Raw genomic sequence first — 12125 nt, forward strand, 5'->3', positions numbered from 1 at the left:
TGATATTTGTCGCTCAATGAAAAGACAAAAACGGGCGCAGAGCTTTCTCTGCGTCCGCTTTTTATTGTCTGCGGCATACAGAATAGCCTATTTTAATAATCTAAAGCACAGCACTGCTGTGCTCGTCTCTCACTGAAAGGCAAAAATGACATTTATCGATTTTCTCGACTATGCAGGTGTCTTTGTCTTTGCCGCAACCGGCGCGCTTGCTGCCTCACGCTGCCGGCTTGATATTATCGGTTTTATTTTTCTCGCCAATATGACCGGTGTCGGCGGCGGTACGGTACGCGATCTGGTGCTCGGCAATACGCCGGTCAACTGGGTGCGCGAGCCGCTCTATCTGCTGATTGGTACCTGTGCCGCCATTCTGGTCTATTTCACCGCACACCGCGTTGAATCACGCTATCGTATTCTGCTCTGGCTCGATGCGATCGGTATGGCAATGTTCAGTGTGATGGGTGCAGAGAAAGCCTTACAGCTTGGCTTTAATGCCTGGGTTGCAATTGTTGCCGGTGTTTTCACAGCAACGCTGGGCGGCGTGATGCGCGATATTATGTCCGGACAACCATCGGTTTTGATGCGCCGCGAAATCTATATTTCCGCAGCTCTTGCCGGTGCCGGTACCTTTGTCGCTTTAGAAGCTCTCAAAGTCCCGACCACGATCTCGGTGATCGCCGGTACCGCAATTGCGTTTTCGATACGCGGGGGTGCACTGCAATATGGCTGGATGTTGCCAGCCCATAAAGCACGCCGCGGCCGTACCGAAGAAGAGCTTAAACGTGACGGTATTGTGCGTGACGAATAAAACAGGGGGAGCGAAAACTCCCCCGTTTCATTTTCAGGCTTTACAGCGGCTCCAGTTAAGGCTGAACCGTTGAAACCGCTGTAACTATTTATTTTTACGCATTATCAGACGCAAAACCGGTTCCCGCTTTTGCTGGAAATGCTTTGATAAGACCGAACTGTTCTGCAAGATCTTTCAGATTATGCATCGGACGCGGGCCGATCTGCTGGATAACAATACCGGCCGCTAATGAGCCGAAATTACCGCATTCTTCCAATGTATAGCCATTGGTATAGCCAAAGAGAAACCCGGCTGCGTAGAGATCACCGGCACCGGTCGTATCCACCAGCGCATCAATCTCAATAGCCTTGACCTCGACAGTCTCATCACCACGCAGAATGATTGAACCAAGCTCGGAGCGGGTAACCGCAGCCAGTTTGCAATCACCACGCAATGCTTCAAGCGCGCTTTCAAATGATGAGGTCTGATACAGCGATTTTACCTCTGCCTCATTAGCAAACACAATATCAACTGTGCCGCTGCGCATCAGATCAAGAAATTCATCACGATAACGATCCACACAGAACGGATCGGAAAGGGTCATGGACACTTCGCGGCCATGCTCATGCGCAATTTTTGCAGCCAGCAAAATCGCTTCTTTGGCGCGAGGCGGATCCCACAAATAGCCCTCGAAATAGACAACCTGAGCGGCACTGACTTTAGAGCTTTCAATATCTTCGATGCCCAGTTCCACACAGGCACCGAGATAGGTGTTCATCGAACGCTCACCATCGGGCGTCACAAAGATCATGCATCGTGCCGTTGGCGCGCTGTCCAGCAGCGGCGGCGTATCAAAAGCGACCCCCTGCCCGCGAATATCATGCGTGTAAATTCTGCCAAGCTCATCTGCAGCCACTTTGCCGAAGAAGGCAGAACGACCACCCAGACTGGCAATGCCTGCCGCCGTATTACCGGCGCTGCCGCCTGATGCCTCAATCGCAGGACCTTTGCGGCTATAGAGCAGTTCCGCCCTTTCCGCATCAATCAGGTTCATGGCACCTTTGATAATGCCGTTATCGACGAGAAAATTATCCTCGGTGCGGGACAGAATATCGACAATCGCATTACCGATACACAACACATCATATTTAGGGACAGAAATGGCTTTTACTCCCGTGAAATTTCGCAGCCGGATGCAAAACTGAACGCCCTCACATCCATTGCGAGAATAGTTGTAATCACGGAATGTGGTTTTTGCCAGAGCCGAAACAGATTTACCTTTTCAAAAAAGCGGCCTGATATCCGCCTCACTTCATCTTGTTGCGCTTAAGCAGGCTCCCTATCTATCTGAAAACAAACCCGACGGAGCCCAGATGATCCTGACTGCCGCGCTGAATGCGCTCTACCGCCTGCCGACACCGGAATTCCGCTCTGTGTTGTGGAAGTCCCTTGGTCTGACATTTTTGGCACTGATCGCATTCTGGGCACTGATACGGCAGTTTTTCTTCTGGCTGGCATGGCCGTGGTTTGAAAGCCTGTTACCAGCCATGCCGGACTGGACCAGCTGGCTCGGCCTGCTTGCCGCTATTGCTGCGGGTTTTGTGCTGGCTCTGCTACTGGCTTTTCTGATCGCGCCGGTCACAGCTCTGATTGCCGGTCTGTTCCTCGATGACGTAGCCGAAATTATCGAGCGTGAGGATTACAGCAACCAACCCATCGGCACCCCGATGCCGATCGGCCGCTCCCTTGTCTATTCGCTTAAATTTCTGGTCGTCGTTATTCTCGGTAACCTGCTGGCCTTGGCCATGCTGCTGATACCGGGCGTTAACCTGATCGCCTTCTTCATCGTCAACGGCTATCTTCTGGGACGTGAGTTTTTTGAATTTGCAGCCATGCGCTATCGCGGCGAGGATGGTGCCAAAGCCTTCCGCGAAGAAAACCGGATCACGGTTTTCCTCGGTGGTATGGTGATTGCCGGTTTTATGGCAATACCGCTGCTCAATCTGCTGACACCGCTCTTTGCCGCCGCTATGATGGTGCATCTGCATAAAGCGCTGAGCGGACAGAAGCCGCGCGCTATCAACAGTCACTGATCGGGAAATCTATGCGCATTGCCTGCCTGCACACTGCTGCCAGTAATATCGGTATTTTTGAGCAGGCAGCCAGCCGTCTCGTACTCCCTGCCGGACAATTGCATCATATTGTGCAGTCCAATTTACTGGAGGAGGCTGAAAAGCACGGCGACATCACACAAACCATAAGCAGCCAGACATTGCGCATTATTACCGAACTGCTTGAGAATGCAGATGCTGTGCTTGTCACCTGTTCAACACTGGGCACCATAGCAGACGCAGCACAAAGCAGTTTCAATAAACCGGTCTTGCGGACAGACCGTGCCTTGGCAGAACAGGCTTTGGAAAGCGGCCTGTCAGTGACTGTTTTATGTACAGCACCAACCACCTTGCAACCAACGACCGATCTGTTCCGTCAGGTCTTTGCTGATACTCCGATCACACCGGATATCCGGCTGATTGACAAAGCATGGGATATCTTCCGCTCCGGTGACAGCGCAACCTATAACCGGATGATCGCTGATGCTGCAGAAACTGCGTATCAACAAGGGGCGCAGTTGGTGGTATTGGCACAAACCTCTATGGCCGGTGCCTCGGCGCTGATCAGCCGTGAACGTAAAGTACTGGATGCGCCAACGGCTGCATTACTGCGGATCACAGCGGAGGTTTAATCCTCTATCCGCACCAGGGGCGCAGGAATTGCGTTGGTTTTCTGTGCCGATTTACAAATATCCGCGATCACACAATTGATGCAATCCGGTGTGCGGGCTTTGCAAACATAGCGGCCATGCAGGATCAGCCAGTGATGGGCATGCATCATAAATTCTGCCGGAATGATCTTCACCAGTTTGGCTTCAATCTCATCCGGTGTTTTATAGGGTGCCAGTCCGATGCGGTTACCTATGCGCAGAATATGCGTATCCACCGCCATTGTCGGCTGGCCGAAAGCCATATTGAGTACCACATTCGCAGTTTTGCGCCCCACCCCCGGCAAGGTCACCAGTGCATCACGATTACCCGGCACCTCACCGCCGAAATTATCAATCAGCGCCTGTGACAGTAAAATCGCGTTCTTTGCCTTATTGCGCCACAGACCAATGGTACGGATATAATCACCAACCGTCTCTTCACCCAGATCAACCATTTTCTGCGGCGTATCCGCAATGGCAAACAAGGCACGCGTGGCTTTATTCACGCCCGCATCGGTCGCCTGCGCCGAAAGCATAACCGCCACCAGCAAAGTGAACGTGTTGACATGCTCAAGCTCGCCTTTCGGCTCCGGACGCTGCACGGAAAAACGCCGGAAAATCTCATGGATTTCTGCCGGTGTGTAAAGCGTACCGCTGACACGGCGCTGAGGTTTAACGGGAATCTGGCTCTGGTTGTTCTGCATAGCATTTATATAGTAAGCTATAAGCAATAAGCCTATCTGCAAGCTTGCCGCAGCAGGGACTTTATCAACCACCATCAACCACCTGCGGCTTAAGAGATATCATCATGAACGCACCTTACCATCCGGACGGTGCTGATCCGGACGCCTATGGCGCACAGTTTTTTAAAGCCACATTATTGCCCTACCGCTCGCTGAGTGCGCGCGGTTTTCAGATTATGATTTTAAGCCTGCTTCTGCTCTGGGCTTGTATCGGCATGGTCTTCATGCAAATCGGCGCATGGCCCGTTGTAGGCTTGTTCGGTCTGGATATCGCGCTGATCTATCTGGCCTTCCGGCTTAATTATTATGCTGCACGACAGCGGGAAGAAATCAGTGTCTCCCGTGAACAATTGCTCATCCGGCAGGTTTCCGCATCCGGACATATTCGCGCGTATCAGTTTAATCCGTTCCGCACACGGTTCCACATTACCCGCAAAGATGATATCGGCATTACCCAGATGCAATTGCAAAGTGATGACAGATCGCTGGATATCGGCCGTTTTCTGCCACCCGATGATCGTGAGAGCTTTGCAACAGCTTTTTCCAACGCCCTGATCCGCAGCCGTCGCTGACGATCAGTTTCAACACCGGATGTTTCATGATTACGATTATCGGTTCGATTAATTTTGACCTTATTGCCCGCAGTCCTAAACTGCCGGAACCCGGTGAAACACTGACCGGTCACAATTTCTCCACCGCGGCAGGCGGCAAAGGTGCCAATCAGGCACTGGCATCTGCACGCGCCGGTGCCGCTGTACGGATGGTTGGTGCTGTCGGCGATGATAGTTTTGCATCGCAGGCCGTTGCCCTGCTACGTGCTGACGGTGTGGATTTGTCCCGCGTGGCAACCCGCGGCGATGCCACCGGCATTGCACTGATCACCGTTGAAGACAGCGGCGAGAATACCATTATTGTCATTCCGGGTGCCAATGGTCTGGTCACGGAAGATGATGTTCATGCCGCTGATCTCGATGGCGGCTATTTGCTGCTGCAAATGGAAATCCCGCTGCCGGCGCTGGAAAAAGCCATTGCCATGTCGGAAACCAGCGACACCACCTGCATTCTCAATACCGCCCCTTGGCGCGATGATGCGGCTGCTTTGTTGCCACGCGCTGATATTATCATTGCCAATGAAACAGAATTTGATCTCGCCAGCACGCATCTGGAGCTGAGCGGTGATGACCGTCTGACAAAAATGATCGATTTTGCTGAGCATTACGGCCGTACAGTGATTGTAACACTTGGTGCGCAGGGCATTATGGTCGCCACACCGGATGAACATTACAGCCTGCCAGCGCTGAAGATCAAACCGGTCGATACAGTTGGTGCCGGTGATACATTCTGCGGTTATCTTGCAGCCGGTCTCGACAGCGGCTTGTCCCTGCGTGATGCCTGCCAGCGCGCAGCCACAGCAGCATCGTTGGCCTGCCTTAAGCCGGGTGCACAACCATCCATTCCTTATGCTGCAGAAGTCGAAGCACTATAACAGACCACAAGCAAAAGGCCGGAGCAAGCTCCGGCCTTTTTCATAGGCTTTGATACTCAAAGCGTTCCGATACGCTCTGTCAGCAGCGTGAAGAAACCTTCATGGTCAACATCACGCATCACAATTGCATTCTTCGGACGTTTGGTAACACCCCACCAATCGATGACCGACATACCGAGGCAAAGCTCGGAAGCAGTTTCAATCTCGACATTGCAATGACGGCCTGAATAAAGTTCCGGTTTCAGCAGATAGGCAATGACATTCGGGTCATGCAGCGGGCCGCCGTCGGTGCCGTATTTTTCTTCGTCAAAACGCTCAAAAAACTCCAGCATGGCCACGCAGGCATCACCGGCCTTGGTGCCAAGTGCACGGAAAGCCTCGATACGTTTGGCAGTTGTCAGCGCCTTATGGGTGACATCCAGCGGCATCATCACAATCGGAATACCGGCAGCATAGACAACTTTGGCCGCTTCCGGATCGACGTAGAAGTTGAATTCAGCAGTCGGTGTAATATTGCCGCCCTCAAAGAAGCCGCCGCCCATCAGCACGATTTCCTGAATACGGGTCGCAATTTCCGGCGCCTTGTTGAGAGCCAGTGCAATATTGGTCAGTGGCCCCAACACGCAAAGGGTAACAGTGCCTGCTTTTTCACGCAGCAGCGTTTCAATGATGAAATCCACACCGTGCTGCTCCTGCAGCTTCATTACCGGTTCCGGCAGATCAGGACCATCAAGACCGGTACGGCCATGCACTTCCTCGGCGGTCACCAGCGGGCGCACCAGCGGTTTGCAGGCACCGGCAAAGACTTTTGTCTCCGGCTTTCCGGCCAGTTCCGCAATTTTCAATGCATTATTCTGCGTGAGAGGCAGCGGTACATTACCGGCAACAGCCACAATACCCAACACATCCAGCTCAGGGCTGGCCAGTGCCAGCAAGATTGCCAATGCATCATCCTGTCCCGGATCTGTATCAATAATGATTTTGCGGGCCATTCAGCCATCCCTTTCATTTAAAACCATATGCCGTCTTCGACATACTATGAATTGCGTTTAAAATATTTTCAGCACGAATCTGCAGAGATCGCGTGCATATCATCGGATCCTCTTGAAGTAGCGCTTTTCCCAAGCCATATAAAGACTAAGAAAATGCCTGAACGGGTTTTCCTCTTAACGGTCGCTTTTATCCAAGGACTGAACAATGACCAGACTAACACCTTTTTCCAGCCCGCTGCTGCTGGGTTTCGATACGATGGAAAAGACGCTGGAACGGATTGCAAAATCCGGTGACGGCTATCCGCCGTATAATATCGAACGATTACGCAGCCCTGCGCAGGATCAGGAACAGCCGGTTCCGGAAAAGCTGCGCATCACACTTGCAGTCGCTGGTTTCTCTGATGATGACCTGGAAGTGACCACCGAAGACAATCAACTGGTTATCCGCGGACGACAGACAGATGAGTCTGAACGTGAGTTTTTGCACCGCGGTATTGCCGCCCGCCAGTTCCAGCGCGTTTTTGTGCTTGCTGACGGCATGCGTGTGGTCAATGCGGAACTCAAAAACGGATTATTGTCGATTGATCTCGACAGACCGGAACCAGAACGCCTCGTCAAACGTATTAGTATAAACGTGAAAGAGTGATCGTTCTTACGATTATAAAAGAACTGTAAAGGGTTCTCCTTTATAATCAGTCCCGTGATTGCAGCTGCAATCACAAATGCTCTCGACAGGCAGCGTCTTTTGAGCTGCCAAGACAGGAGGCCTGAAATGACTGCTGACAGACACATTTTTACAGAATTCGAATTTGCTCATCTTGGCGAAGGTGAAATCGCTTATTTGCGCAAAGTCCGCTCTGATGACCTCTCCCGCCGTTTCCCTGCTCTGCCGCCTATGGCACCTGGCATGGAACTCTGGGCACTCTTCGGCGCCAGCGGCACCCCGATTATGCTTTCTGATATGCGCGCCACAGCCTTGGCCGGAGCACAGGAACATGAACTCCACACGGTCATGCTGCATTAAATTTGCATCCCATGATGCACTCAGAGCTTCAATCTCTGCAACCCGCCTGTGCCACACAGGCGGGTTTTGCTTTATGACGATCTAGAGCATAATTTCTTAAACTTGGATCAGTGTAAGGTGAAATTATGCTCTAATTTTAAAGCGTTAGAGCGACCTTTGCGTGCCAATTCCGGCACACGGCGCTCTAACCGGCACATGGTGCAGCAGTTCCGCCATGCCGTAAGCCAGACGTTGCCGGGCGATCTCATGCGGCAACCAGAACAGCCGGAACAGGATCGGGTCACTGCCATCACAAGCATCCATTTCATAATGCTCCCAGCTTTCCGGCAACACCTCTTCAAAATGCGCATGATAATAATAGCGGCGCATTGTATAAGGCTGCCCCTTCTCCGACAGGGCGAAATCAATTAAGCCGAGAAACTGCAAACCATCCTTTGCGCTCAGGCCGGTTTCTTCAAAAAGCTCGCGACTAGAGCGGTTTACGTTCATGTGGAATCGCAGTGCTCGCTCTAGATTCCTTAGTTGTCGCATTATCCCGACGTCAAGTTGATTCAACTTGACTGTGAAATGCTCTAGCAGCGAGAAACGGGGCTTCGCCCTGCTCGATTGTGCCGCCGGGCACTTGCAATCCGATATGCGGAGATTCCGGTTCTTCAAAAACCAGCACACCCTGAGGGGTGGTGACATAAATCATTGCTTTCAAAACAAGCATAATAACAAAAGCCTTTATAAAAATGATTACTGATACAGAACTCCAAAAATGAAAAATGCCGTGCTGCGAAAAGCAAGCACGGCATTTTAAAATCAAAGCGACGACACCTTAGCGGTGAAGCTCAGCTTTTCAGGCTGCATTGGTTGCCGGAGGCGCAATCAAAAATGAATGCAGCGCCTGCGCATCAACCGTGCCACGCAATTTGGCCACCATATCCGGATCGCGCAGCAAACGCGCAATGCGGGACAGTGCCTTCAAATGATCTGCGCCTGCATTTTCCGGTGCAAGCAGCAAAAAGACCAGATCAACCGGCTGATCATCCAGTGCTTCAAAATCCACCGGCTGTTCAAGACGGGCGAAGACACCGGTAATTTTACTGATATTCGGCAGTTTGCCATGAGGAATAGCAATGCCGTTACCGACACCGGTAGACCCCAAACGCTCACGCTGAGTCACAGTTTCAAAAACTTCTCGCTCAGAAAGACCTGTGAGTTCAGCAGCTTTCTCAGCCAAGATCTGCAACAATTGCTTCTTGGAGCTTGCCTTCAGCGAAGGGATAATTGCCCCTGGCTGAATCAGATCGCTAAGATCCATTTTCTCCATTCCTTCTCTCATGCGGAGTAAACATCTCCGTAACCGGGAGGTGCAGTGATCTACTGCCCATTCAACAGATACTCAAGTCAAATTCGCGATTCTACTCACATTTTTCACGCACAAAAATAATAACCGTTTGATTTTATTCGAAAATAAAAATTAAAAAAAGGTTACACCGCGCGCTCAATAATGCCTGTGCTGCGGCATTCCTGTCAGGGTACACCAGTCAGATAAGAATTCCTATCTCTAGATATCGTGATTAACAACGGTAAAAGCGATAAAAATCACAACACATATATTAAATCACATTTTATCATTATATTTCAATAAGTTAAAATAAATATCATACAGAATCCGAATATCCGCCTTTGTCTGTAACCTAAGCAGGGACAATTGCGGAAATTCGCTTAAAGCCCCCCCCCCCCCCGCAATCGCATAATTGCAATTGCGGGGTTTATTCTTTGCACGATTATGCGCGCACAGCCTGCGCTGCTTTAGACGGATCAATCCAGCCGATATTACCATCCGGCCGACGATAAACGATATTAACCTCTTCACTGCCCGCATTGCGGAAGACCAGAACCGGATGTTCTGTCAGATCAAGCTCAAAAACCGCCGATGCAACACTGAGCGTGCGCAGCGATACCGATGATTCCGCAACGATTGTCGGTGCGTAATCCTCCGGCAAATCCTCATCCTCGTCCGGAGCAGGCTCCATCACGCTATAGGCGATATTCTGCTGATTGTTGCGCGCTGACTGTACCAGTGAACGCGACTTAAGGCGGCGCATATAGCGACGCAGACGCGTATCCATCTTCTCAGCAGCTGCGTCAAAGGAAAATTGCGGATCCTGCGCTTCCGCAGAAGACTGAAGCGTTGCACCGGTATCAAGGTGCAAGGTGCAATCTGTACTGAAGCGGGAGCCAGATTTAACGACTGTAATTGTACCGGAATAGCCACCTTCGTAATATTTGCTAACAGCATCACGGACACGGTCTTCAATTCTGATGCGGAAAGCATCACCGATGTCCATATGTTTACCCGAAACGCGGAGACTCATGTGGCAGTACCTCGCTGTCTATATTCGAACACAGCAATCTAAGCACAAGCGAACGCATTGCGCAAAGCCAACCAGCACAAAATAAAATAAACTTGGCAGAAGATAAAAGATTAGGGCTTCGGCTCTTTGATTGCCACAATCAGCACTTATATAGGCGCCTGCTCGTTATTTTGCCGAATAACAAGCCGTTTTTAAAATTAAGCAAAGAATGCAAAGAGTTCGGAAGCTTTTGGGGCTCCTGAAATAAGATGATTCTTCAGCTTTAAAGCGTAAACTGGTCACCCAGATACAATCTGCGCACATCCGGATTGGCGACGATTTCTTTCGGACGACCATGGGTCAGCACCTGACCGGCATGAATAATATAGGCGCGATCAATCAGCCCCAGTGTTTCACGCACATTGTGGTCAGTGATCAGCACGCCGATACCACGGCTGGTCAGATGGCGCACAAGCTGCTGAATATCTGCAACCGCAATCGGATCCACACCGGCAAAAGGTTCGTCCAACAGCATGAAATTCGGGCGCGATGCCAAAGCACGGGCGATTTCGAGACGGCGGCGCTCACCACCGGATAATGATATTGCCTGTGCTTTACGCAAATGCGTAATATGAAATTCTTCCAGAAGAGCATCGAGTTCAATCGCACGTTTTTTGCGATCTTTCTCAACCACTTCCAGCACAGCTTTGATATTGTCTTCCACGGAAAGGCCACGGAAAATCGAAGCTTCCTGTGGGAGATAACCAATACCCAAGCGTGAACGACGATACATCGGCATTGATGTCACATCAAAACCGTCGATCTCAATCGTACCGCTGTCAACAGGCACCAGACCGGTGACCATATAAAAGCAGGTCGTTTTACCGGCACCGTTCGGCCCTAGAATACCAACAGCCTCGCCGGCACGCACGCCAAAGGATACACCGTTAACGACCTGACGGCCGCGATAGCTCTTGCTGATACCACGGGCAACCAGTGTCCCTTTGAGGCGCGACAATTCCTGTGGCGGACGCTGTCCTTCTTCACCTTCAGCCTGCATCTGCAAGCCTGCAGCAATGTCATCTGCGGCGACATTATTATCGGAAGCTTCAACGGTGTTTGCTTTTGAAGAGGACAATAGCGATCCAGACCAGTTACTCAGCGCCGGTGCAGTAATCGCAACACAGCAAAAATGAAATTCGTCAGTTATGCGGGCAGATCAGCAAACCTCATCGAATAAAGTCTGCTGACCGGCTTCAATTTTAATTATCTTTCGGTGACAAAATAATAGACACGCGGCCGGACTGACCTTTGCAGCTCTCAAGAAATGCTTTGCCGCTTTGCGTATTGGCAGTCAGCTTGCAACCGGATGCAATATTATCGCCATCTGACAGCACCACTTTTTTACCGGTCAGCACAATTGTCTGTGCTTTGGCATCATAAGTGCCCGCATCACCGGTCGCGACCTGTGTGCCTGATTTCAGATAGACTTTTTCGTCAACAACGATCTTGTCAATACCACCAGCATTGAGGCCGGAGCCGCTCAAGCCGCCGATGCCGCCCTTCGCTTTATCACCACTGTCTTTTGTCTTTGCTGTGTAAACCTGCATACGGCCGGCGCGCAGAACAATATCACCCTGTTTGACCGAAACATTGCCGGTCAGAATGATAATGCCTTCTTTGTCGCGCACTTCCATCTTGCCTGCATCAATAGACACCGGATCTTTGCTGTCGGAAAGCTTCAGACCGTCAAGCGGCACACCTTGCTGCGCCTGTGCACCGGTCATGCTCAGAGGCAGCGCCAGCACAGCAGTCAGGAAAAGGGCAGCAAGAGGTTTTGCGCCTGCAGAGCGCAGCGCAAATTGGCTCAAAACTGTATTCTGTGAGCCGGTATTCAGCCCGCTGCATGCCTGTTGCCGCATCATCTTCATTCCCTCGAAAAACACCCTTGTTATAAATCGCAAGTTTCAGAATAACACAACAAACTTTT

General features: G+C 51.1%; 16 protein-coding genes. 7 read left to right on the top strand and 9 right to left on the bottom strand.

Translation table 11 applies throughout. The features are described from left to right. Positions 1–145: 145 nt before the first annotated feature. Positions 146–805: a trimeric intracellular cation channel family protein gene (locus tag DFR47_RS06310; RefSeq protein WP_113943540.1), complete on the top strand. Its 660-nt coding sequence runs from the start codon at positions 146–148 to the stop codon at positions 803–805. Positions 806–899: 94 nt separating this feature from the next. On the opposite strand, the gene DFR47_RS06315 is transcribed toward DFR47_RS06310, so the two are convergent. Then, a complete protein-coding gene (locus DFR47_RS06315; protein WP_113943541.1) occupies positions 900–1946 on the bottom strand; it encodes an adenosine kinase in 1047 nt (348 codons plus the stop codon). A gap of 211 nt (positions 1947–2157) precedes the next feature. On the opposite strand from DFR47_RS06315, the gene DFR47_RS06320 reads away from it, so the two are divergent. Both DFR47_RS06320 and DFR47_RS06325 read left to right on the top strand, forming a co-directional pair. Then, entirely contained in the window at positions 2158–2877 is a 720-nt protein-coding gene (locus DFR47_RS06320) for a sulfate transporter family protein (protein WP_113943542.1), read from the top strand. Between the two features lie 11 nt (positions 2878–2888). Next, complete coding sequence (locus tag DFR47_RS06325) at positions 2889–3527, top strand: aspartate/glutamate racemase family protein (RefSeq protein WP_113943543.1); 639 nt, start codon at positions 2889–2891, stop codon at positions 3525–3527. Here DFR47_RS06325 and nth read toward each other — a convergent pair. Then, positions 3524–4249, bottom strand: coding sequence for an endonuclease III (nth, locus tag DFR47_RS06330; protein ID WP_113943955.1), 726 nt, complete (start codon positions 4247–4249; stop codon positions 3524–3526). The two genes, DFR47_RS06325 and nth, sit on opposite strands and share 4 nt — an antisense overlap. A gap of 104 nt (positions 4250–4353) precedes the next feature. On the opposite strand from nth, the gene DFR47_RS06335 reads away from it, so the two are divergent. Further along, the gene (locus DFR47_RS06335; protein WP_113943544.1) at positions 4354–4860 is read left to right on the top strand and encodes a DUF2244 domain-containing protein; all 507 of its coding nucleotides are present in this window, start codon (positions 4354–4356) and stop codon (positions 4858–4860) included. A gap of 26 nt (positions 4861–4886) precedes the next feature. Next, positions 4887–5774, top strand: a complete 888-nt coding sequence (locus tag DFR47_RS06340; RefSeq protein WP_113943545.1) for a ribokinase — start codon at positions 4887–4889, stop codon at positions 5772–5774. Between the two features lie 56 nt (positions 5775–5830). Here DFR47_RS06340 and DFR47_RS06345 read toward each other — a convergent pair whose 3' ends face one another. Next, positions 5831–6766, bottom strand: a complete 936-nt coding sequence (locus DFR47_RS06345) for a nucleoside hydrolase (protein ID WP_113943546.1) — start codon at positions 6764–6766, stop codon at positions 5831–5833. 205 nt (positions 6767–6971) lie between these two features. Here DFR47_RS06345 and DFR47_RS06350 point away from each other — a divergent pair, with 205 nt between their 5' ends. Continuing rightward, complete coding sequence (locus tag DFR47_RS06350; RefSeq protein ID WP_113943547.1) at positions 6972–7412, top strand: Hsp20 family protein; 441 nt, start codon at positions 6972–6974, stop codon at positions 7410–7412. Between the two features lie 126 nt (positions 7413–7538). Beyond that, positions 7539–7790, top strand: a complete 252-nt coding sequence (locus DFR47_RS06355; protein WP_113943548.1) for a BQ00720 family protein — start codon at positions 7539–7541, stop codon at positions 7788–7790. A gap of 144 nt (positions 7791–7934) precedes the next feature. On the opposite strand, the gene DFR47_RS06360 is transcribed toward DFR47_RS06355, so the two are convergent. The 6 genes from DFR47_RS06360 to DFR47_RS06385 all read right to left on the bottom strand — a co-directional run bounded on the left by DFR47_RS06360 (position 7935) and on the right by DFR47_RS06385 (position 12060). After that, on the bottom strand, positions 7935–8279 hold the full coding sequence (locus DFR47_RS06360; RefSeq protein WP_113943549.1) for an NUDIX hydrolase: 345 nt from the start codon (positions 8277–8279) through the stop codon (positions 7935–7937). Positions 8280–8331: 52 nt separating this feature from the next. Next, positions 8332–8598 carry an NUDIX hydrolase gene (locus DFR47_RS21535; RefSeq protein ID WP_147245502.1) on the bottom strand — a complete coding sequence of 89 codons (267 nt, stop codon included), beginning with the start codon at positions 8596–8598 and terminating at the stop codon, positions 8332–8334. Between the two features lie 33 nt (positions 8599–8631). After that, a complete protein-coding gene (gene ptsN, locus DFR47_RS06370) occupies positions 8632–9096 on the bottom strand; it encodes a PTS IIA-like nitrogen regulatory protein PtsN (RefSeq protein ID WP_113943956.1) in 465 nt (154 codons plus the stop codon). Positions 9097–9565: 469 nt separating this feature from the next. Next, a complete protein-coding gene (hpf, locus tag DFR47_RS06375; protein WP_113943551.1) occupies positions 9566–10156 on the bottom strand; it encodes a ribosome hibernation-promoting factor, HPF/YfiA family in 591 nt (196 codons plus the stop codon). A 262-nt stretch (positions 10157–10418) separates the two neighbouring features. Next, positions 10419–11195, bottom strand: a complete 777-nt coding sequence (gene lptB / locus DFR47_RS06380) for an LPS export ABC transporter ATP-binding protein (RefSeq protein ID WP_210207281.1) — start codon at positions 11193–11195, stop codon at positions 10419–10421. Positions 11196–11397: 202 nt separating this feature from the next. Then, complete coding sequence (locus tag DFR47_RS06385) at positions 11398–12060, bottom strand: LptA/OstA family protein (RefSeq protein ID WP_374788333.1); 663 nt, start codon at positions 12058–12060, stop codon at positions 11398–11400. Positions 12061–12125 lie beyond the last annotated feature (65 nt).

The organism is Pseudochrobactrum asaccharolyticum, assembly GCF_003314995.1.
Taxonomy (GTDB): Bacteria; Pseudomonadota; Alphaproteobacteria; order Rhizobiales; family Rhizobiaceae; genus Pseudochrobactrum; species Pseudochrobactrum asaccharolyticum.

Excerpts from the sequence above, each read along its gene's own strand:
- DFR47_RS06310 (WP_113943540.1), top strand. The coding sequence starts at position 146 with ATGACATTTATCGATTTTCTCGACTATGCAGGTGTCTTTGTCTTTGCC.
- DFR47_RS06320 (WP_113943542.1), top strand. The coding sequence starts at position 2,158 with ATGATCCTGACTGCCGCGCTGAATGCGCTCTACCGCCTGCCGACACCG.
- DFR47_RS06325 (WP_113943543.1), top strand. The coding sequence starts at position 2,889 with ATGCGCATTGCCTGCCTGCACACTGCTGCCAGTAATATCGGTATTTTT.
- nth (WP_113943955.1), bottom strand. The coding sequence starts at position 4,249 with ATGCAGAACAACCAGAGCCAGATTCCCGTTAAACCTCAGCGCCGTGTC.
- DFR47_RS06335 (WP_113943544.1), top strand. The coding sequence starts at position 4,354 with ATGAACGCACCTTACCATCCGGACGGTGCTGATCCGGACGCCTATGGC.
- DFR47_RS06340 (WP_113943545.1), top strand. The coding sequence starts at position 4,887 with ATGATTACGATTATCGGTTCGATTAATTTTGACCTTATTGCCCGCAGT.
- DFR47_RS06345 (WP_113943546.1), bottom strand. The coding sequence starts at position 6,766 with ATGGCCCGCAAAATCATTATTGATACAGATCCGGGACAGGATGATGCA.
- DFR47_RS06350 (WP_113943547.1), top strand. The coding sequence starts at position 6,972 with ATGACCAGACTAACACCTTTTTCCAGCCCGCTGCTGCTGGGTTTCGAT.
- DFR47_RS06355 (WP_113943548.1), top strand. The coding sequence starts at position 7,539 with ATGACTGCTGACAGACACATTTTTACAGAATTCGAATTTGCTCATCTT.
- DFR47_RS06360 (WP_113943549.1), bottom strand. The coding sequence starts at position 8,279 with ATGAACGTAAACCGCTCTAGTCGCGAGCTTTTTGAAGAAACCGGCCTG.
- ptsN (WP_113943956.1), bottom strand. The coding sequence starts at position 9,096 with ATGGATCTTAGCGATCTGATTCAGCCAGGGGCAATTATCCCTTCGCTG.
- hpf (WP_113943551.1), bottom strand. The coding sequence starts at position 10,156 with ATGAGTCTCCGCGTTTCGGGTAAACATATGGACATCGGTGATGCTTTC.
- lptB (WP_210207281.1), bottom strand. The coding sequence starts at position 11,195 with ATGCAGGCTGAAGGTGAAGAAGGACAGCGTCCGCCACAGGAATTGTCG.
- DFR47_RS06385 (WP_374788333.1), bottom strand. The coding sequence starts at position 12,060 with ATGATGCGGCAACAGGCATGCAGCGGGCTGAATACCGGCTCACAGAAT.